Source organism: Methylobacterium sp. 391_Methyba4, from assembly GCF_029691625.1.
Classification (GTDB): Bacteria; Pseudomonadota; Alphaproteobacteria; order Rhizobiales; family Beijerinckiaceae; genus Methylobacterium; species Methylobacterium fujisawaense.
Genome location: NZ_CP121475.1, coordinates 3,748,179 through 3,767,408, shown reverse-complemented (window position 1 = coordinate 3,767,408; position 19,230 = coordinate 3,748,179). Strand labels below are relative to the sequence as shown.

17 protein-coding genes are annotated in these 19,230 nt (G+C 71.1%); 12 read left to right on the top strand and 5 right to left on the bottom strand.

Annotation, left to right across the window (positions count from 1 at the left end; all coding sequences use genetic code 11):
* Positions 1-53 precede the first annotated feature (53 nt).
* The 3 genes from P9K36_RS17595 to P9K36_RS17585 all read right to left on the bottom strand — a co-directional run bounded on the left by P9K36_RS17595 (position 54) and on the right by P9K36_RS17585 (position 3,704).
* Positions 54-1,742 (bottom strand): CHASE3 domain-containing protein, encoded by a 1,689-nt coding sequence (locus P9K36_RS17595; RefSeq protein ID WP_091994680.1) that lies wholly within the window; start codon positions 1,740-1,742, stop codon positions 54-56.
* 496 nt (positions 1,743-2,238) lie between these two features.
* The gene (gene hslV, locus P9K36_RS17590; RefSeq protein WP_043351688.1) at positions 2,239-2,766 is read right to left on the bottom strand and encodes an ATP-dependent protease subunit HslV; all 528 of its coding nucleotides are present in this window, start codon (positions 2,764-2,766) and stop codon (positions 2,239-2,241) included.
* A 128-nt stretch (positions 2,767-2,894) separates the two neighbouring features.
* On the bottom strand, positions 2,895-3,704 hold the full coding sequence (locus P9K36_RS17585; RefSeq protein ID WP_043378491.1) for a GDSL-type esterase/lipase family protein: 810 nt from the start codon (positions 3,702-3,704) through the stop codon (positions 2,895-2,897).
* A 289-nt stretch (positions 3,705-3,993) separates the two neighbouring features.
* On the opposite strand from P9K36_RS17585, the gene P9K36_RS17580 reads away from it, so the two are divergent.
* The 3 genes from P9K36_RS17580 to P9K36_RS17570 all read left to right on the top strand — a co-directional run bounded on the left by P9K36_RS17580 (position 3,994) and on the right by P9K36_RS17570 (position 5,959).
* A complete protein-coding gene (locus tag P9K36_RS17580; RefSeq protein ID WP_043351689.1) occupies positions 3,994-5,232 on the top strand; it encodes an MSMEG_0565 family glycosyltransferase in 1,239 nt (412 codons plus the stop codon).
* Positions 5,225-5,503 carry an MSMEG_0570 family nitrogen starvation response protein gene (locus P9K36_RS17575; RefSeq protein ID WP_278305588.1) on the top strand — a complete coding sequence of 93 codons (279 nt, stop codon included), beginning with the start codon at positions 5,225-5,227 and terminating at the stop codon, positions 5,501-5,503. Before P9K36_RS17580 ends, P9K36_RS17575 begins: the two co-directional genes overlap by 8 nt.
* Positions 5,504-5,659: 156 nt before the next feature.
* Complete coding sequence (locus tag P9K36_RS17570; protein WP_078947409.1) at positions 5,660-5,959, top strand: hypothetical protein; 300 nt, start codon at positions 5,660-5,662, stop codon at positions 5,957-5,959.
* Between the two features lie 260 nt (positions 5,960-6,219).
* Here the strand turns inward: P9K36_RS17570 and P9K36_RS17565 are convergent, their stop codons facing one another.
* On the bottom strand, positions 6,220-7,248 hold the full coding sequence (locus P9K36_RS17565) for an IS110-like element ISMmg2 family transposase (RefSeq protein WP_043758515.1): 1,029 nt from the start codon (positions 7,246-7,248) through the stop codon (positions 6,220-6,222).
* Positions 7,249-7,387: 139 nt separating this feature from the next.
* The gene (gene selB / locus P9K36_RS17560) at positions 7,388-9,325 is read right to left on the bottom strand and encodes a selenocysteine-specific translation elongation factor (protein ID WP_278307296.1); all 1,938 of its coding nucleotides are present in this window, start codon (positions 9,323-9,325) and stop codon (positions 7,388-7,390) included.
* A gap of 360 nt (positions 9,326-9,685) precedes the next feature.
* Here selB and P9K36_RS17555 point away from each other — a divergent pair, with 360 nt between their 5' ends.
* The 9 genes from P9K36_RS17555 (at position 9,686) to P9K36_RS17515 (ending at position 19,226) form a co-directional block, all read left to right on the top strand.
* On the top strand, positions 9,686-11,203 hold the full coding sequence (locus P9K36_RS17555; RefSeq protein ID WP_278305587.1) for a CYTH and CHAD domain-containing protein: 1,518 nt from the start codon (positions 9,686-9,688) through the stop codon (positions 11,201-11,203).
* Between the two features lie 667 nt (positions 11,204-11,870).
* A complete protein-coding gene (locus P9K36_RS17550) occupies positions 11,871-12,332 on the top strand; it encodes a tellurite resistance TerB family protein (RefSeq protein WP_278305586.1) in 462 nt (153 codons plus the stop codon).
* 116 nt (positions 12,333-12,448) lie between these two features.
* Positions 12,449-13,705 (top strand): Zn-dependent hydrolase, encoded by a 1,257-nt coding sequence (locus P9K36_RS17545; protein ID WP_278307295.1) that lies wholly within the window; start codon positions 12,449-12,451, stop codon positions 13,703-13,705.
* A 187-nt stretch (positions 13,706-13,892) separates the two neighbouring features.
* Positions 13,893-15,176 carry a beta-ketoacyl-ACP synthase gene (locus P9K36_RS17540; protein ID WP_043378480.1) on the top strand — a complete coding sequence of 428 codons (1,284 nt, stop codon included), beginning with the start codon at positions 13,893-13,895 and terminating at the stop codon, positions 15,174-15,176.
* On the top strand, positions 15,173-15,940 hold the full coding sequence (locus P9K36_RS17535; RefSeq protein WP_111473831.1) for an SDR family NAD(P)-dependent oxidoreductase: 768 nt from the start codon (positions 15,173-15,175) through the stop codon (positions 15,938-15,940). The genes P9K36_RS17540 and P9K36_RS17535 overlap by 4 nt, the downstream gene beginning before the upstream one ends.
* A 3-nt stretch (positions 15,941-15,943) precedes the next feature.
* The gene (locus P9K36_RS17530) at positions 15,944-16,261 is read left to right on the top strand and encodes an SH3 domain-containing protein (protein WP_278305585.1); all 318 of its coding nucleotides are present in this window, start codon (positions 15,944-15,946) and stop codon (positions 16,259-16,261) included.
* An 11-nt stretch (positions 16,262-16,272) separates the two neighbouring features.
* A complete protein-coding gene (locus P9K36_RS17525) occupies positions 16,273-17,295 on the top strand; it encodes a zinc-binding dehydrogenase (RefSeq protein ID WP_043352778.1) in 1,023 nt (340 codons plus the stop codon).
* 139 nt (positions 17,296-17,434) lie between these two features.
* Entirely contained in the window at positions 17,435-18,451 is a 1,017-nt protein-coding gene (locus P9K36_RS17520) for a lipid A biosynthesis lauroyl acyltransferase (RefSeq protein ID WP_278305584.1), read from the top strand.
* A 7-nt stretch (positions 18,452-18,458) separates the two neighbouring features.
* On the top strand, positions 18,459-19,226 hold the full coding sequence (locus tag P9K36_RS17515; protein ID WP_051975901.1) for a DUF1223 domain-containing protein: 768 nt from the start codon (positions 18,459-18,461) through the stop codon (positions 19,224-19,226).
* The last annotated feature ends 4 nt before the right edge of the window (positions 19,227-19,230 follow it).

The following is a 19,230-nucleotide window of genomic DNA, read 5'->3' as shown; positions in this document are numbered from 1 at the left end:
ATTTGTTTTGACGAACGGGCCTCCGTCGCCGGAAGCCCGCTGCGCGGCACTGCTCACGCCGCGCGGACGCTCACGAGGAACCGGTCGACCTCGGCGGTCAGCTTCTCCGATTGCCGCGAAAGCTCGGACGCCGCGTCGAGCACCTGGCCGGCCGCCATGCCGGTCTCCTCGGCGGCGCCCGCAACACCCGAGATGTTGCTCGTCACCTCGCCGGCGCCGACCGCCGCCTGCGCGACATTCCGGACGATCTCCTGCGTGGCCGCGCCCTGTTGCTCGACTGCGGCGGCGATCGAGGTGGCGACGCCACTGATCTCCCGGATCCGCTCGGTGATGCCGCCGATCGACGTCACGGCCTGACCGGTCACCGCCTGGATCTGCGCGATCTGGCCGGAAATCTCGTGGGTCGCCTTCGCGGTCTGCTCGGCCAGCGCCTTCACCTCGGCGGCGACGACGGCGAAACCCTTGCCGGCGGCACCGGCGCGGGCGGCCTCGATGGTGGCGTTCAGCGCCAGCAGGTTGGTCTGGCCGGCGATGTTCGAGATCAGGCCGACCACGTCGCCGATCCGCGATACGGAATTGCTCAGCTCCTGGACCAGGGCGCCGGTCTGGTCGGCGTCCGAGACGGCGCGCTGCGCCAGATGGGCCGAACCGTCCACCTGCCGGCCGATTTCCTGGACCGAGGAGCCCAGCTGCTCGGCCGCCGCCGCCACCGTGTTCACGTTGGTGGCCGCCTCTTCGGCGGCTGCCGCCACCGTGGTCGACTGGCTCGACGTCTCGGAGGCGGTCGCCGACATGGTCCGCGCGGTCGCCTGCAGCTCCGTGGCCGAGGACGACACCATCCCGACGATCCCGCCCACGGCGCGATCGAAGCTGTCGGCCAGCTCGATCATGGTCCGCCGCCGCTCGGCGGCCGCCGCGGTGTCGGCGATCTGCTTGATCTCGGCATCTTCGGCCGCCTTCCTGGCGACCATGGTCTTGATTCCCTCCACGGCCCGCCCGACCGCGCCGATCTCGTCGCCGCGTCGGGCCTCCGCGATCTCGGCCTCGATCTCACCCCGGGCCATCCGCTGGAGCACCGCGACGAGCCGGCCAAGCGGGCGGGTCAGCATCGCGAAGACCAGGAACGCCAGAAGCGCTGCGATGAGGACGCTGGCCACGCTGCCGAGAAGACTGGCGAGATAGGCCGCGCTGAACGAGCGTCCCTGTTCGTCGCTGCGGGCCGCGAGGAGCTCCCGCTCGGCCTGGTCCGCGTCGGCAAGCTTCGCGCGCAGGGCGTCCATGGACGCCTTCCCGGCCCCGCTCGCCTCGATCTGGCGCGCCGCGTCGAGCTGGCCCGCCTCGACGAGGGCGATCTCGTTCCGGGCGATGTCGTTCGACCAGGTCGCGGCCAAGCTGTTCACGGCCGCCAGGCGCGCCTGCTGCGCTGCGTTGTCCACCGTGAGCGCCTGCGCGGTCTCCAGCGCCGCCTTGTAGGCCTTCTGGCCGTTGCGGAACGGCTCCAGAAATTTCGGGTCGCCCGAGAGCAGATAGCCGCGGAGCCCCGTTTCCTGGTTCAGCATCGACTGCGTCACGCCGTCGAGCGCAGAGATGACCTGGTAGGTATGCTCCGTAAGATGATTGACCCGCTCGATCGACGTTAGATGACTGTATCCGATCGCGCTGATCCCAACCGTGACCGCCGCTAAGCTGCCGAAGGCGGCGGTCAGTTTCGTCACGATGCGGACGTCATTAATCGATCGCATAGTTCAGCCCTCAGCGCGCATGTTGCGCGACGAATTTTGCTTATTATGGGCCGACTATGCATTTTATAGCGTAAAAATTCCCTTACCTATGCAGTCGTCATCGTAATTTTTGGCTGGAACGGCGCCGCGAAAGGGCGGCTGCGGCGCTCAAATTTCAGTGATGGATCCGAGGGCTATCGTACTCGATAGATGAGATGCACAAGATTTAACGGATTTGACCGTTTTGACATCACTCGGTTAATTGAACGAGGAATTGCCATTGCCGAATATCGGATTGTGAAGATTTCCCGTCGCCGGCTGAGGTCACTTCTCATCCCCAAAGCACGCGAATACGACCCGCATCGCAAAGTCCGCTGCGTGCGCGATGAGGATGCGCCGCGTAGCCCGCCCCGGCGGGGCATGAGCGCCCCGACGATCCGGATGCGGGCGGCCACGGTGCGAGAAGCGGCGTCGATCGTACGGTGTCGACGCCGGCTCAGGCCGCAGCCGCGGGAGGTCAGGCTTCGAGGGTCTCGATCACCAGATTGCCGTTCGTGTAGACGCAGATCTCCGCGGCGATCCCCATGGCGCGCCGGACGATCGCCTCTGCATCGAGGTCTCCGTCTTCCAGCGCGCGGGCGGCCGCCAGGGCGTAATTGCCGCCCGAGCCGATAGCCATGACGCCGCTTTCCGGTTCCAGAACGTCGCCCGAGCCCGACAGAAGCAGGCTGACATCGCGGTCGGCGACCAGCATCATCGCCTCGAGGCGGCGGAGGTAGCGATCCGTCCGCCAATCCTTGGTGAGTTCGACGCAGGCCCGCGTCAGCTGACCGGGATATTGCTCAAGCTTGGCTTCGAGGCGTTCGAACAGAGTGAAGGCGTCCGCCGTGGCGCCGGCGAAGCCGCCGATCACCGCGCCCTTGGCCAGGCGCCGGACCTTGCGGGCATTCCCCTTCACGATGGTCTGGCCCAGGCTGACCTGACCGTCGCCGCCGATGACGACACGGCCGCCCTTGCGCACCATCAGGATCGTGGTCGCGTGCATCTGGGGCACCGCGCCCCGGTCTTCATACCTGAATGCATCCTGGCTCAAGGTTCGGCTCCGCTCTCGATCGCGCCGAGATGGGGAGCTTCGCCGGCCGAGTCCAGCCGGAAGGGGCGGTGGGGCGCCCTCTATTCGGCCACAGGCTCGAAGCTCCGCACAGGACCCGCATCCTGCAGGATCGATTGCGCCGCGGCCTCGGCCAGGAGGGCGTAGCCGCGATCGGCCATGTGGAGCCCGTCGGCGGCGAAGAGCTGCTTGGTGGTCAGCTTACCCTCGCGCACCCAGCCGTGCATGAGATCGGCGCGGCGGATCACCGGAACGTCGAGGTCGTCGCCGATGCTGCGGACCGCGTCACGGAAGCGGGAGGCGCCCGGCGTGGCTTCCAGCTTCGGGCACCATTGCGGCTCCATCAGCACCACGTCGATCCCGGCCTCGCGGATCCGACGGATGGCCGACACGGTGGCCTCGCGGAAATGTTCGACCGAGACCCCGCGCAGCGGATCGTTGCTCCCCGTCTGCCAGATCACGAGCTGCGGTTCGGCCGCGATGACGTCCCGGTCGAGCCGCGCCAGCATGTCGTCGACGTGCTCGCCGCCGATCCCGCGATTGATGACCGCGACGTCGATTCCGTGCAGCTTCTTGCGGAGGTCGATCTGGAGGCGGGCCGGGTAGGCGTTGGCCGGGCTCGACGCGCCGATACCCTGCGTCGAGGACGAGCCGAAGGCCACGATCTTCAGCGGTGCGCCGATGGCGATCTGACGGGCGACGTGCGGCAGGTCCGGACTCTCACGCAGGTCGAGACCCAGCATGTCGAGCGATTCGGGCAGGAGGTCCGCATAGGCCAGAACCGCCGTCGGCAGGACCAGCAAGGCGCTGAGCAAGCCCAGACGGCGCAGCAGTTTGCGGGCGGGGAAGGCAGTGTTCAGCGACTTGGACACGGGACCGACGGCTCCGGCTCACGTGAGCGTTAGATACAGTCTGACACACGGTGCTGAAAAGAGCGGTTCCGTGCCGAGCTTGAAAACACACTGAATTCGTAACGCAAAATTAGGCGGCTTTTGGGGCTGGCGACCGGCCGGCCCCCGAAACGGCGCCGACGCGACGTTTCGGCAGGATGCTGCAGCATCCGGCATGAACCATGCGACCGGTGCTGGGCGCATCTCCGTGAGGGCGGCGGAGCGCGTGGTCAGGGTTTCGGGCGCGATCCCCGACCGGCTTGAGGCCTCCATGAACCGTCCCCCGGTCGGCCGCTTGCGCATCGCGATCCTCACGCACTCGACCCATCCGCGCGGCGGCGTGGCCCACGCTCTGGCTCTCGGAGAGGCCCTGTGCCGGCTCGGCCACGAGGCGGTCGTCCACGCCCCCGATCCGACCGGACGCGGCTTCTTCCGCGCGGCGCGATGTCCGGCGATCTCGGTCGCGGCTAAGCCGGTGGGCGGATCGGCTGCCGCGCTGGTCGGTGCCCGGATCGCCGACTACCTCGCCCATTTCTCCACCCCCGCCGCCTGCGACTTCGATGTGTTTCACGCTCAATGCTGCATCAGCGGCAACGCCCTCGCCACGTTGACCCGCCGCCGCCTCATCCCGGGCTTCGTGCGTACCGTCCACCACATCGACGCGTCTACGGATGCGCAGCTTGCGCAGTGGGAGGAGCGGGCTATCCTCGATGCCGGGCGCCTGCTCTGCCTCAGCCGGACCTGGGCGGCGACGCTGGCCGTGGAATACGGCGCCCGAGCCGAGGTGGTCGGCACCGGCGTGGATAGCGCGACCTACACGCCCGATCCCGGACCGGAGGACGAGGCCCTCCGTCGAAGCCTCGGTCTCGGCGGCGGCCCGGTCTTCCTCAGCGTCGGCGGGTTCGAGGCGCGCAAGAACACGTTGGCGGTGATCGAGGCCTTCGCGGCCCTGCGCCGCGCCCATCCCGGCGCGCAGCTCGTCGTGGCCGGGGGTGCCTCGCTGCTCGACCATGCGGGATACGAGGCCCGCTGCTGCGCCGCCCTCGAGCGCGAGGGGCTCGCGGTCGGTACCGGCCGTCCGGTGATCCGAACCGGCCCGGTGGACCAGGCAGACATGCCGAGCCTCTACCGGATCGCCGATACCCTGGTGTTTCCCTCGCTCATGGAAGGCTACGGCCTGTGCGTCCTGGAGGCCATGGCCTGCGGCACGCCGGTGATCGTCTCCGCCCGTCCGCCCTTCACCGAGTATCTCGCCCCCGGCGAGGCCCTGTCGGTGAACCCGGAGGACACGGGCGCCATCGCGGCGGCCATGGAGGCGAGTCTCGAACCGGGCCGGCGGGGGCGCCTGCGCAATGCCGGCCGGGAGGTCGCCCGGGCCCATGTCTGGGATGCCTGCGCCGCGCGCCACCTGCCGACCTACGCGGAACTGGCGCCCCGGGACGCGCCGGTGCTGCCGGCCGCGACGGGGGCCGCGGCCTGGAACACCCTTCGGATCCCCCGCGATGCCTGAGATGCGTTTCCATATCCGCTGGCCGGATGGCACCCGCGAGGCCTGCTACGCGCCCTCGCTGGTGATCAAGGAGCACCTCGCGGTCGGGCAGGACTATCCCGTCGCGGAATTCGTCGCCCTGAGCCGCCTTGCCCTGGGCATCGCCAGCGCGCGCGTCCGCGCCCGCTACGGGTTTCCCTGCGGCCGCGCCGAGGCGCAGCTCGCCCGGATTGAGGAAGCCGCGCGCCGGCAGGCGCCGGGAACCGTGTACGTCGAATCCTTCGAGGTCTGACGCCGGGCTTCGATCGGCCCGGCCGCAGGGCTTCGGACCCCAGGGGGACGGGAGCGCCGTCCGCGACGAACGACCTTGCGGCGAGGCGACGCAGGACGGGTGCGTGTCCCCGGCGTGTTGTCCGCAGGATCGATGGGACGAGGACAGGCGTCGGCGATGATGACCCGGATTGCGGCGGCCCTGGTCCTGGCCGCGTCACCCGCCGCGGCGCAGACGCGGCCGTCCAGCACGGCCATGACCTGCCAGCAGACGATCCGCCTCGTTCAGGCCCGGGGCGCCCTGGTCCTGGGGACCGGCGGCATGACCTACGACCGGTTCGTCCGCGACCGGTCGTTCTGCGAGCCCACCGAGATCGCCAAGCGCGCCTTCCGTCCGACTCGCGACAACCCGAACTGCCTGATCGGCTACACCTGCTACGAGCCGGGGGCCGGCGACTGGTTCGGCGCTGACTACTAGTCCTGTGTGGATGGCTCCCGCATTGCAAGTGGCGAATTGAGCTTCTGACGGGTTGGTCGGGTGCAGTCTTGTGTCCGGCCTGTCGATGCAGTCGTTCATGTTGACCGCTGGCCCTGATGGGATCCGCGAGCTGGGTCCCACTCTGCTTTGCGGGCTATGACGCCCTGGACTAGCGGCGGGGTGTCCCGGCTCCCGGTCTGACCGGTTCGCCATCAACTCTCATCGTCCTCGCAACCTGGAAACGTCTCCTCTGCGTGCTGTCAGGCGGCCGTGGCCGCCGGTGCGCGGTAGGTGCCGCCGCGGGTCATGATCGCCCAGGCGACCCGCGCCGTGCGATTGGCCGCCGCAACGGTCACCACGCGCACCGGCTTACGCTGCAGCAGCGCCGGCAGCCGCGGGTCGACCGAGGTCGGTGTCGTCTTCGCACGCCGGATCAGAGAGGTCATGCCGACCACGAGCAGCCGGCGCAGGTAGCGGTCGCCCATGCGCGAGATCCGGCCCAGGCGCTCCTTGCCGCCACTGCAGTTCTGCAGCGGTGTCAGGCCCAACGAGGCCGCGAACTGCCGACCGGAGCGGAAGCGTTCGGGCTCGCTCACCGAGGCGGCCAACGCGGTTGCCGACACGATGCCGACACCCGGGATCGTCGCCAGGCGCTGCGACAGGTCGCTGTCCCGATGCCAGGCGAGCAACTCCTTCTCCAGTCGGGTGAGCTGGATCTGCACGGCACCGATCTGATCGGCCAGCCCGGTCACCACGCGCTGGGCGAGCGGCGGCACCTCGGCCGCGTCTCCGGCCGAGAGCCGGGCCGCCAGTTCGAGCGCGTGCCGCAGGCCCCGCGCCATCTCGATCCCGAACTCGGCGAGCAGGCCGCGGATCATGTTCACCAACTGCGTGCGTTGCTTGACCAGCAGGTCGCGCGTCCGGTGCAGCGCCAGCGCCGCCTGCTGCTCGGTCGACTTCACCGGCACGAAGCGCATGCTCGGGCGCGTGACCGCCTCACAGATTGCAGCGGCATCGTTCGCATCGGTCTTGCCGCGCTTCACATACGGCTTCACGTAAGCCGGCGGCATCAGCCGCACGTCGTGGCCCAGGCTCATGAGCTCCCGGGCCCAGTGATGCGCCGTGCCGCACGCCTCCATGCCGACCAGGCAGCGCGGCAGCTTGGCGAAGAACGGCACGACCTGCGCCCGCCTCAGAGCCTTGCGCACGACGACGTGCCCAGCTGCGTCGACGGCGTGGACCTGGAAGATGCTCTTGGCCAGATCGATGCCGACGGTGGTGATCTCCATGGGGATGGCTCCTGCATGAGCGTGGCTGCTGCTTCGGCAGCGACCACATCTTGGCACCGAGATGCCGTCAGTCGGAGCGGGAGCCATCCACCCCATCTGCTTACTGGTCCGCGGCGTCGTTGGAGCGCCCCGGCGGCCGTCAGCCCGCGTCCGGTGCGGCGCGCGCGGGTTCGAGGGCCACGATCACCCGGCGATCCCCCGCCCGGCGGGTGAAGCCCGTCGCGTCGAGGTGCTCCAGCAGGGGGATCGAGAACTTGCGCGAGATTCCCAGCGTGGCGCCCGCTTCCCGGGCCAGGAAGCCCATGTCCGGCGTCCCGGCCTCGGGGAAGGCCTCCACGAGGCGGGTCTTGGCGGTGGCGACCGCCTCCCGGTGGAACAGGACGGCGCGGCGCTGGACCCGGTCGACGGCGCGGATCACCGTGCCGGCGCCCACGAGGTAGGTGAGCGCTTCGCGCCGCCGCACGTCGCGTCCGATGGCCTCCGCCTCGTCGGGCGGGCTGAGTCCGGCGCGGCGGAAGACCTGCTCCAGCCGGCGGGCGGCCTCGCTCTCGTTGCGGGCCGGGTCGAACTCGGCTCGCCGCCACAGGGCGCCCGCCTGGGCGACAGCGCCCGCGGCCGCGAGGTCGCGCAGCACCGCACCGGTCACCGTCTCGGGCAGCGCCAGGGCACGGGCGAGCCGCTCCAGGGCGATCCCGTGATCCATCGGGTTGTCGCGGTGATGGTGGGCGAGGGCCGCCAGCGTGCCGCTGCGCAGTGCCGCGAAGGCTGCGGCGCCGATGTAGCGGTCGCCGATCGCGCGGGCGCCCGCTTCGGAGAGAATCTGCCGGGCACGCTCCGGCGCGATGCCGGCGATCCGGGCGAGTTCGGTGAGGGGTGCCCCGGCCGCGCCCAGCTGACCGAGGCGGACTGTGATCGCCTCTCCGGCATGGCCTGCCGCGAGTGCGGCCAGGTCCGCCATGACCCGCGGGTCGTGGCGCCGACGGCGGCGGCTCGCCGGATCGAGGATCCGCCCGCCCGCCACCGTGACGGAGGGCGAGTCGAGCCGCAGCACGAAAGGCTCCCGTGCCGGCACGGCGACCGGTTCGCCGAGATGGAGTTGGGCCTGGGTGCTGGCGCCGGGCTCCAGGGCATCACGGTCGAGCAGGCGCAGCCGCGCCTCGACCTCGGTGGTCCCGAACAGAAGGCGACAGGCCGAGCCGCCCGCCAGGGCGTCCGCACCGGCCGCCGCGGTGATCGCCACGTCGAGCCACGCGCTCGGGGCGAGCAGGCCCGGCGGCGACAAAGCCTGCCCGCGGGCGACCTCGTCGAGGTCGATCCCGCGCAGGGCGACCGCGGTGCGGCGCCCGGGCTCGGCGCGCTCCACCGCACGTCCGTGAATCTGGAGGCCACGCACCACCGCCGTGCGGCCGCCGGGCGCGATCTCCACCGTGTCGCCGACGGCGAGCGGTCCGCGCCGCAGCGTCCCGGTGACGACGGTGCCGAATCCCGGCCGGGAGAAGACCCGGTCCACCGGAAGATACGGGAAGCCGTCGTCGCGGCCGGGCTCCGTCTCGTCCAGCAGCCCCGACAGGGCGGCCGACAGCTCCGGCAGGCCGGCGCCGGTGACGGTCGACGTCGCGATGACCGGACCGGCCGCGATCCCCGCGCGGGCGGCGGCGGCGGCGATCTCGGCCGCGCGGGCCGCCACGGTCTCGGGCGTCGCCAGGTCCGCCTTGGTCAGAGCCAGCACGCCGCGGCGCACGCCGATGAGGCGGGCGATCTCCAGATGCTCCACCGTCTGCGGCTTGATGCCCTCGTGCGCGTCCACCGCCAGCAGGACGGCCCGCATGCCGGTGGCGCCGGAAATCATGGCGCGGACGAACCGCTCGTGGCCCGGCAGATCCACGAGGTCGATCTCACCGCGATCGGACGCCAGCAGCGCGAAGCCCGGCACGATGGATACGCCGCGGGCGCGCTCCTCCTTCAGCCGGTCGGTATCGACGCCCGTGAGCGCCCGGACGAGGGCCGTCTTGCCGTGATCGACGTGCCCGATCACGCCGACGAGGAGTGTCTTCAATGCAGTCACCGACCGGACCATCTCCGCGGTGCCGCCGTCCACCCGGGGCGCACCGCTCGCGCGAAAGGAGAATCCGCCGCGCCGGCGCGTTGCGGCGCCGTTGGCCGCCGGACGGTCGGGGCGGGGGCGTGCGCGGCAGATGGATTGTGGACAATTTGTCTTGCCACGTCGTGCCGTTCCGGGAAAGCGCGTTTTTAACGCAGTGCAGCATGGGGCTTCCGTGCCGGAGTGCCGCGCTCTCTGCTTGACGCCGGGAGGCCTGCCGCCTTTGGTGGATCGGGTGCGTCGGACGGTCACGCCCCGATGCCGATGCCGCGCGGGCCGATGCAACCCAGGGGCATCTGTGCATCGTTAGGCGAGGCAGGTCATCAAGAGGAGCGTATGAGCGACACCGAGAGCCACGCCGCCGAGGAACCCCGCGAGGTCGAGTTGAAGCTCGACTGCGCCGGTCCGGACCTGACGGCGCTCGCGTCCCACCCCCGGCTGAAGCACGCGGCGACAGCCGAGCCCGAACGGTTGGTCACCACCTATTACGACACCCCCGACGGCGCGCTTCGCGAGGCCGGCTTGACCCTCCGGGTGCGCGCCAAGGGCGGCCGGCACGTCCAGACCGTGAAGGCCGGGAGCGGCGGCGTCGGCCTGTTCGACCGGGCCGAGTGGGAAACCGAGATCGCCGGGGAAGCGCCCGACCCGGCCGCCTGGGCCGACACGGCGGCGGAGCGGATCCTGCGCAAGGCCGACGCCCCTCTGGAGCGGGTCTTCTCCACCGTCGTGATGCGCCGGGAGATCCCGGTGGAGCAGGGCACGTCCCGGATTCTCGTCACCCTGGACGAGGGCCAGGTCGAGACTGCGCGGGGCCATGCACCGCTCTGCGAAGTCGAGCTGGAACTCCAGGACGGCGCCCCGGCCGATCTGTTCGTCCTGGCCCAGTCCCTCGCCGAGAGCGTGCCGCTGCGCCTCGGCGTGCGCGCGAAGAGCGCGGTCGGCTACGCCCTGCTCGACGGGCGCGGCCCGGCGGTGGTGAAGGCCGAGCCGGTGGACCTGCCGGAGGGAGCGAGTGCCGGGGACGTCTTCCGTCACGTGGCGCGCGCCTGCCTGCGCCACATGCGCCTCAACGAGACCGCCTTCCTGGAGGGGGGGCGCCCGCCCGAGGCCCTGCACCAGATCCGCGTCTCCCTGCGGCGCCTGCGCTCGGCGCTGTCGCTGTTCGGCCCGATGCTGCAGGCCGATCCCCGGGCCGCGGGCTTCAACGATTCGATCAAGCAGGTCACCGAGCCATTCGGTCACGCCCGCAACCTCGACGTGTTCCTCAGCGACACGCTTCCGGATCTCGCCAAGCAGCGGCCCGACGAGCCCGGTCTCGACGCGCTGCGCCAGCGGGCCGAAGCGGAGCGCGCCGTCGCTTACGAGGCGGTGATGGCGACCCTGGAAAGCCCGCGATGGCGCGCGCTCATCATCGACCTGGCCGGCTGGGTCGAGGCGGGGTCCTGGGCCGACGGGCCCGACGCCGCCGTCGACGGGCGTCACTTCGCGGCGCAGGTGCTCGATAAGGCGCGGTCGCGGCTGAAGAAGCGCGGGCGCGGTCTCCGACACCTCGACCCGCATACCCGCCATCGGGCCCGGATCGCCGCCAAGAAGCTGCGCTACGGCGCCGAGTTCTTCGCCGATCTCTACCGGAAGAAGAAAGCAGTCCGCCGGCAGGAAAAGTTCGGCGCCGCGCTTTCGGACCTGCAGGACCATCTCGGCGCACTCAACGATCTGGAGACGGCCCGGTCGATGACCGAGAGCCTGTCCGGCCCGCCGATGCCGGGACCGGACGACCCCGGGGCTCAGAAGCTGCTCGACGCCGCCGCGGAGGCCCGGTCCGACCTCCTCGACGTCAAGCCGTTCTGGCGCTGACGCGATCCGGGCCGCACTGCGGGCCGGAGCCGGGTCTGCGCGGCGCCCCTCGTGAGGGCGGTGCCGCGCAGGCCATCCTGACCTGCGCGCCCGACATCTCGTCGTCTCCGGGGGGCGTCTGATCCGGAGAGGCGGATTCGGGATCGTCGAGAACTCTGACCGTCGGGGGAGCCCGGCGCCGCAACGGCGACCCGCGTCGACGGGGCGAGCGCCCGAACCGTACCGGAGGCCGAACGGGTCGATCCGCGTCGCGCCGAGCCACGGAACGCGCTTTTTGACGGACGGAGCGCCGACCGACCCGGGGCGTTTATCGGCGCGGGATACAGATCCGGCGCCCGCCGGCCCGGTCGATAGCGGCGGAGTATTGCCCGGGGGAGACCGCCGCCGGCTCGAAGCGCGGGCCTGGGGGGCACCCGAACTTCGTTCCGGCGGCGTGACGACGTGCACGGCTTCCGCGGAGGGGGAATCGCTGAAGCCGCATTTCGCCGGCCGCGCTTTGGAACGCGGTCGACCGAAAAACTCGCATGGCCATGTTGCCGAAGGATGTCTGGTCTCGGGATCCGACCCCTTTTATGGGCTGACCTTCGGGGATGGGTTTCCTCCGCGCCGCCGTCTGCTATCCCTCCCGATCACTCCCGACGTCCGACCCTGCCGCCGACAGTCCCGAATGAGCCTTCTGCGCGATCTCTTCGGCCATGTCGGCCGTACCGTGACGGCCTATGCCGGTGACAAGGCGCTGATGCTCGCGGCGGTCTCGGCCGCGGCCAACGTCATCGTCGCCGACGGCGAGGTCGCCGGTCCGGAATTCGATGCGGCTCTGCTCGGCCTGAAGGCCGACCCGGTCCTGATGAAGGGCTACGACGCTTTGATGCTGGAGACCGAACTCTACGAGGGCATCGCCCGGGCGCGGACCCGGCTCGGCCGGGCCGAGAATCTGCGCCATGTGGCGGCGGTCGTCGAGCGCCCCGCGAACCAGCGCGAGAACGTCTTCCTGATCGCCGCGGACGTCGCCGATCAGGACGGGATCAGCAACATCGAGGCGAGCGCCCTCGGCGAGATCGCCGTAGCCCTGCGGGTCGACGCGATCGGACTGCTCCGCGCGAATCCGGTCCGGCGCCCGCCGGTCTGACAGATCCGGTTGGCATCGCGGTTGCTCGGCGCGGACGCGCTGCCCAGCCGGCCGCGCCCGCCTATAAAGACCCCGTCGCACGGCGACCCGCCGTGAAAGGAACCGGCATGGCCGAGATGAGCCTCAGCAAGACCCACAACCTGCGCGCCGATGGTGCGCGACTCTGGGCGACGATCCTGGAGACCGCGGCGTTCGGCGGCACGCCGGCCGGCGGCATCAACCGCCTGACGCTCTCGGCCGAGGACGGCCAGGTCCGCGACTGGTTCCGGGAGGCCTGCGAGGCGGCCGGGCTGACGGTGTCGGTCGATGCGCTGGGCACCCAATACGCCCTGCGGCCGGGCCGGGACATGGCCCGCAAGCCGATCGCCTTCGGCTCGCATCTCGACACCCAGCCCACCGGCGGCAAGTTCGACGGCGTCCTCGGCGTCCTGGCGGGCCTCGAGGTGATGCGCAGCCTGAACGATGCCGGGATCGAGACCGACGCGCCGCTGCTCGTGGTCAACTGGACCAATGAGGAAGGCTCGCGCTTCGCCCCCGCCATGATGGCCTCGGCGGCCTATGCGGGAGACTTCACCACCGACGAGATCCTGGCCAAGCGCGACGCCGCCGGCACGACGGTGGCGGAAGCCCTCGACGCCATCGGCTATCGCGGGGTCGAGGCCGTCGGCACGCGGGAGATCGGCGCTTTCGTAGAATTGCATATCGAGCAGGGCCCGATCCTGGAAGCCGAAGGCAAGACCATCGGCGTGGTCGAGGGCGGCCAGGGCATCATGTGGTTCGACGGCGTCATCACCGGCTTCGAGAGCCATGCCGGCACCACGCCGATGCCGCGCCGCCGGGACGCGCTGCTCGCCCTCTCCGAGTTCGCCCTCGCGGCCGAGCGGATCGCCCTGGCGCACGCGCCCTCTGCCGTGGCCACGATCGGCGAGGCCGCGATCCTGGCGCCGTCCCGCAACGTCGTGCCGGGCCGGGTCGCCTTCACGGTGGATGTGCGAGACCCGCGCTCGGCGACCCTCGACGCCATGGAGGCGGCCCTGGCCGAGGCGGCCGCCGAGATCGCCGGACGCCGTCGCCTGGAGATCGCGCTGACGCGGATCTGGCGGAAGGAGCCGGTGCCGTTCGATCCCGCCATCGTGGCGGCGATCGATGCGGCCGCCGAGAGCCTGGGGCATGCGCGGCGCCGGATCATTTCGGGCGCCGGCCACGATGCCTGCAACCTCGCCGCCAAGGTGCCCGCCGCGATGATCTTCGTGCCGTGCAAGGACGGGATCAGCCACAACGAGGCCGAATCCGCCACACAGGCCGACTGCGCGGCCGGCGCCGACGTGCTGCTGCAGACCGTGCTCCGTCTCGCCAACGCCCCGCGCACCTAGAAACCTGCAGCCTGGTGGTTCCGGCCGCACAGGAGAGGCGGCGCGCCGAGTCTCGGACGTCGCCGATCCGAGACCGCGTTGCCATCGTCCCGGCCTCGCCTCCGGCGCCTCGGAATGATGGCAGCGCGGCCGCAAGCCCCTCGGTCCGGAGGTGTACCGCGGCGGAAAATCCCGTAAGGACCGCTCCATGAGCGCGCGATCCTACCGCGACGCCAAGGGCCGGCCGCTCGTCGCGGTTACCGGCATCGGCGTCGTTTCCTCCCTCGGTCGGGGACAGGCCGATACCTGGACGGCCATGACCGAGGGCCGGTCCGGCATTCATGCCATCGCGCGGTTTCCCACCGACGGTCTGCGCACGCGCATCGCCGGGACGGTAGACTTCCTCGACACCGATCCCCTCGTCGCGCCGCTCCTGTCGGAGCGGTTCGCTGCCGTCGCCGCCGAGGAAGCGGTGGCGCAGGCCGGGATCGGCACCAGCGGCGATTTCCCGGGCGCGCTGTTCATCGCGGTCCCGCCGGTGGAGATGGAATGGCCCCAGCGGCAGGCCCTGGCCGAGGCCGCGGGCGGCGACGGTCCGGTCGACTATGCCGGCCTGCTGCGGGCTGCCGCGACGCGCCGCTTCGATCCCTGGCACGACCTGTTCATCTTCGGCACAGTCGCCGACCGCATCGCCGACCGTTTCGGCACCAAGGGCTCGCCGATCTCGCTCTCCACCGCCTGCTCGTCGGGGGCCACGGCGATCCAGCTCGGCGTCGAGGCGATCCGGCGCGGCGAGACCGCGGCGGCGCTCTGCATCGGCACCGACGGGTCGGTGAACCCGGAATCGCTGATCCGCTTCTCGCTGCTCTCGGCGCTCTCCACCCGCAACGATGCGCCGGAAGCGGCCTCGAAGCCGTTCTCGAAGGACCGGGACGGCTTCGTGATGGGCGAGGGCGCGGCCGCTCTGGTTCTTGAGGACGCCGAGGCCGCGATCGCCCGGGGCGCCGCGATCCTCGGCTACGTCCTCGGCTGCGGCGAGAAGGGCGACGGCTTCCACCGCACCCGCTCCAGTCCCGACGGCGCGCCGATCATCGCGGCGATCCGGGCCAGCCTGGAGGATGCCGGCGTCGCGGCCGAGGCGATCGACACAGTGAACGCGCACGGCACCTCGACGCCGGAGAACGACAAGATGGAGGCCCTGGGCCTGGGGGCCGTGTTCGGCGCCCGCGCGGCCAGCCTGCCGGTGACCTCGAACAAGTCGATGATCGGCCACACCCTGACCGCGGCGGGCGCCATCGAGGCCGCGGTCTCGCTGCTGACCATCCGCCACGGCCGGATCCCGCCGACCATCAACCACCGGGTGCCGGACCCCACCATCGCCCTCGACATCGTCGAGACCGCCCGCGACCTGCCGGTGCGCACGGTGCTGTCGAACTCGTTCGGCTTCGGCGGCCAGAACACCTGCCTGGTCTTCGGCGCGGAGCCCGCGTGAGCGCCGCACCTGCCCAGAGCCGCGTCCTCGTGACCGGCGGCGCGTCCGGAATCGGCGCCGCGATCGTCCGCGCCCTGGCCGAGGCCGGGCTGAGCGTCGACTTCACCTATCGCGCCTCCGCCGAGGCCGCGCAGGCCTTGCTGGCCGACCTGCGTGCGGCGCATCCGGACCGGGCCTTCGCGGCCCATTCCGTCGATCTCGGCGATCGGGGGGCGCTGGAGGCGTTCTGCGAGATCGCGGAAGCGGCGGGCTATTACGGCCTCGTCCACAATGCCGGCCAGTCCTGTGACGCCCTCGCGGCGATGCTCGATCAGGAGCGTGCCGAGGCGGCCATGCAGGTCAACTTCTTCTCGTTGACGCGGCTCGCCAAGTCGCTCGTCCGGGAGATGACCCGGGCGCGGTCGGGCCGCATCGTGGCGATCGGGTCCGTCGCCGCCCTGCGGGCGAATGCCGGCAACGCGGCCTACGCGGCCACCAAGGGCGCGCTCATCGCCTATTGCCGCACGCTGGCGATCGAAACCGCCAAGCGCGGTGTGACCGTCAACGTGATCGCCCCGGGCTTCGTCGACACCGCCATGATGGAGCGCTACGCCGCCTACCGGGACGGGATGGAGCGCCAGATTCCCGCCGGCCGGTTCGGGCGGCCCGAGGATGTCGCGGCGCTGACAGCCTTTTTGATGGGCGAGGGGGCCGCCTACATCACGGGGGCCGTGCTGCCCGTCGATGGCGGCCTGACCGCCATGATGGGTGTCCACCGGTCCTGACCGGTGGCCCCGCCGAACCGGACCATCCTGACGATGCGCGCCAGCTTCGCCCTATTCGCCGCCTTCTGCTGTGCGGCCGTCCTGATCCCGGGCCACGCCCGGGCGGAGCCGCAGGTCTACCGGATCTCCGGCCTGCCGCCGGGCGAGCCGCTCAGCATCCGCGCCGAGCCGGACCCCTCCGCCGAGCAGATCGGCGAGATCCGCACGCGCGCCCTGGTCTTCGGCTGCACAAATGACACGCCGAGCCGCACCACGTGGTGCCGGGTGAAGGCCGGACGGGTCCTGGGCTGGGCGCGGCGGCGATATCTGGCGCCGGAGTGATGAGAGAGACGATGAAAGCCCTGCAGCTGTTCGGCGACCGCGACCTGCGCCTGACCGAGATCGAGCCGCCGCCCGCACCGGGCGCCGACGAGGTCCGGATCCGCATCCGCGCCGTCGGCCTCAATTTCATCGATGTCTGGGGCTTCCGCGGCATGGCCTTCGCCAAGCGGAAGATGCCGCTGATCGTCGGCGCGGAAGCGGCCGGGATCGTCGAGTCGGTCGGAGCGGGGGTCACCGGCCTCGCGGCCGGGGACCGGGTCGTGCCCTACGGGGCCATGACCTGCGGCCGATGCCGGGCCTGCCGCGAGGGGCGCGACAACCTCTGCGAGGACGTGTCCGGGGTGATGGGCTTCCATCTCGACGGCTTCGCCCGGGAATTGGTCACCCTGCCGGCCCGCCTCGTCGTGAAGGTGCCGGACGGGGTCAGCGACACCGACGCCGCCTGTGCGGGCATCGCCTTCGGCACGGTCCAGCACATGCTGTTCGACAATGCCCGGCTGGAGCCCGGCGAGAGCGTGCTGGTCCATGCCGGCGGCTCGGGCATCGGCACCGGGGCGATCCGCATGGCCAAGGCGATCGGCTGCACCGTCTACACGACCGTCGGTGATGACGAGAAAGGCCGCAAGGCCGCGGAACTCGGCGCCGACCACGTCATCAACTACCGCACCGAGCGCTTCGAGGGCGAGGTCCGCCGGCTGACGAAGCGCAAGGGCGTCGACGTGGTGTTCGAGCATGTCGGCGCCGACACCTGGAACGGCTCCCTGCTCTGTCTGAAGCGCGGCGGCCGCCTCGTGACCTGCGGGTCGACCTCGGGTGTCTCGACCACCATGAACCTGATGCAGCTGTTTCAGCAGCAATACCGCATCACCGGCTCCTTCGGCTGCTCGCTCGCCAATATCGGTCAGTCGCTCGCGAAGATGGAAGCCGGCATCCGGCCGGTCGTCGACACGGTGTACCCGCTCGCCGATTTCGCGCAGGGTCTGGAGCGGCTCGAATCGCGCCGGGTGTTCGGCAAGATCCTCGTCAGCCTGTAGCGCCGACGGCGGCGCGCCCGTCGGGCGCTGCAATGTCTCCGGGTGTCGCGATCAGCATTTCGCGCCGCGAGAGACTTGGCGTAAACGTCGCCGTACGGGTCGCTGGGGGGCCGCCCGGACCGTATCCCTGGAATCGATTGTGCTGCGTCTCGCCCTCCTGCTGAAACGATCGTACCCGCGCCTCGCGGGCTTCGCCATGGTCCCGGTGATCCGGGCCCTGGTCCTTCTGGCGCGCCTCCTCGGGCCGGTGCGGTCCACGGCATTCGCGGCGCTGCTGCTGCGCACCCTCGGACCGCTCCTGCCGGCGCACCGCACCGCGATGGCGAATCTGCGGGCGGCGTTCCCCGACTTGCCGGACGCAGAGCGGAGACGGATCGCCCTGGAGGCCTGGGACAATCTCGGGCGGACGGGGGCCGAGTACGCCCATCTCGACACCCTGTTCGATTACGATCCCGCCGCGACGGGCCCGACGCGGACCGAGGTGTCGGGCATCGAGCACTTCTACGCCCTGCGCGACGACGGCGAGCCAGGTCTCATCTTCTCGGCGCATCTGGCGAATTGGGAGCTGCCGGCGATCTGCGCGGCCCGGTTCGGCCTGGACGCCACCGCGGTCTTCCGCCCGCCCAACAATCCGGCCGCGGCGCGCCTGGTCCAGGAGGTCCGGCGCAAGACGATGGGCGGCTTGGCCGCATCTACGCCGGGGGCCGTCTTCGCCATGCGCGACGTGGTCGAGAATGGCGGCCATCTGGGCCAGCTCATCGATCAGCATTTCACCCGCGGCGTCGTGGTGAACTTCCTCGGCCGGCCCTGCCTCGCCAACCCGCTGCTCGCCAAGCTCGCCCGCCATTACGACTGCCCGGTCCATGGCGTGCGCGTCGTGCGCCTGCCGGAGGGCCGCTTCCGCCTGGAACTGACCCCGCCCCTCGACCTGCCCCGGGCCGCCGACGGGACCATCGACGTGGCCGGCGCCATGCAGGCGATGACAGCCGTCGTGGAGGGCTGGGTGCGCGAGAATCCCGGACAGTGGCTGTGGATGCATCGCCGCTGGCGGCCCGACATGCTGCCGAGGGCGAGAGTGACGCCGGCGCTATCTCAACCGACGGTAGAGGCTTCTCAAGCCAACGTGATTTCACCTTCGGCCTCCCAGACGGTCTGATGGATCGATGACGCCCCGGCCCCGCGCCCCGATCCGCGACCGCCGCGCGCTCCGCGCCGCCGTGTTGGCCTGCGCGGCGCTCGCCGCCATGCCGGCGCGGGCCGAGCCGGTCCGCGCCGTGGTGGAATTGTTCACCAGCCAGGGATGCGGCGCCTGCCGGGCCGCGGATCCGGTTCTGCGCGATCTGGCCCGCAAGCCCGGCGTCGTCGCCCTGACCCTGCCGGTGACCTACTGGGACTATCTCGGCTGGAAGGACACGCTGGCGCTGCGGCCGTTGACCGAACGCCAGCGGGCCTACGCCCGGGGCCGGGGGGCGCGGCAGGTCTTCACACCGCAAGTGGTGGTTGACGGCAACGGGTTCGCCGTGGGCTCCGACCGGCCGGCCCTGGACCGGCTGATCCGCGAGGCCTGCCAGCACGGCGGGCTACCGGTCCCGGTGCGGGGGGAGATGAAGGGCGACCGGATCCTGGTGGAGGTCGGGGCGGCCCCGGAGGCCAAGACCGAGATCCGCGGCGATGTCTGGCTCGTGCCGGTGCTGCGCAGCCGCGCCATCGCGATCCAGGCCGGGGAGAATGGCGGCCGGACGGCGACCTACGTGAACGTCGTGCGGGGTATGCAGCGCCTCGGCCACTGGACGGGCCAGCCAATCAGTTTCGAGGTGCCCGATGCCCAGGCCCACATCGCCGACGCGGACAGCTGGGTCGTCCTCCTCCAGGGCGCGGCCGATGGCAGGCCGGGCCGCATCTTCGGCGCCGCGAAGGGACCCGGGCTGTAGCGCC

What these genes read in the sequence shown, in the direction of transcription:
- P9K36_RS17545 (WP_278307295.1), top strand. Translation starts at nt 12,449, where the DNA reads ATGAGCCTCAGCAAGACCCACAACCTGCGCGCCGATGGTGCGCGACTC.
- selB (WP_278307296.1), bottom strand. Translation starts at nt 9,325, where the DNA reads ATGGTCCGGTCGGTGACTGCATTGAAGACACTCCTCGTCGGCGTGATC.
- P9K36_RS17570 (WP_078947409.1), top strand. Translation starts at nt 5,660, where the DNA reads ATGATGACCCGGATTGCGGCGGCCCTGGTCCTGGCCGCGTCACCCGCC.
- hslV (WP_043351688.1), bottom strand. Translation starts at nt 2,766, where the DNA reads ATGCACGCGACCACGATCCTGATGGTGCGCAAGGGCGGCCGTGTCGTC.
- P9K36_RS17540 (WP_043378480.1), top strand. Translation starts at nt 13,893, where the DNA reads ATGAGCGCGCGATCCTACCGCGACGCCAAGGGCCGGCCGCTCGTCGCG.
- P9K36_RS17555 (WP_278305587.1), top strand. Translation starts at nt 9,686, where the DNA reads ATGAGCGACACCGAGAGCCACGCCGCCGAGGAACCCCGCGAGGTCGAG.
- P9K36_RS17550 (WP_278305586.1), top strand. Translation starts at nt 11,871, where the DNA reads ATGAGCCTTCTGCGCGATCTCTTCGGCCATGTCGGCCGTACCGTGACG.
- P9K36_RS17515 (WP_051975901.1), top strand. Translation starts at nt 18,459, where the DNA reads ATGACGCCCCGGCCCCGCGCCCCGATCCGCGACCGCCGCGCGCTCCGC.
- P9K36_RS17580 (WP_043351689.1), top strand. Translation starts at nt 3,994, where the DNA reads ATGAACCGTCCCCCGGTCGGCCGCTTGCGCATCGCGATCCTCACGCAC.
- P9K36_RS17575 (WP_278305588.1), top strand. Translation starts at nt 5,225, where the DNA reads ATGCCTGAGATGCGTTTCCATATCCGCTGGCCGGATGGCACCCGCGAG.
- P9K36_RS17595 (WP_091994680.1), bottom strand. Translation starts at nt 1,742, where the DNA reads ATGCGATCGATTAATGACGTCCGCATCGTGACGAAACTGACCGCCGCC.
- P9K36_RS17565 (WP_043758515.1), bottom strand. Translation starts at nt 7,248, where the DNA reads ATGGAGATCACCACCGTCGGCATCGATCTGGCCAAGAGCATCTTCCAG.
- P9K36_RS17525 (WP_043352778.1), top strand. Translation starts at nt 16,273, where the DNA reads ATGAAAGCCCTGCAGCTGTTCGGCGACCGCGACCTGCGCCTGACCGAG.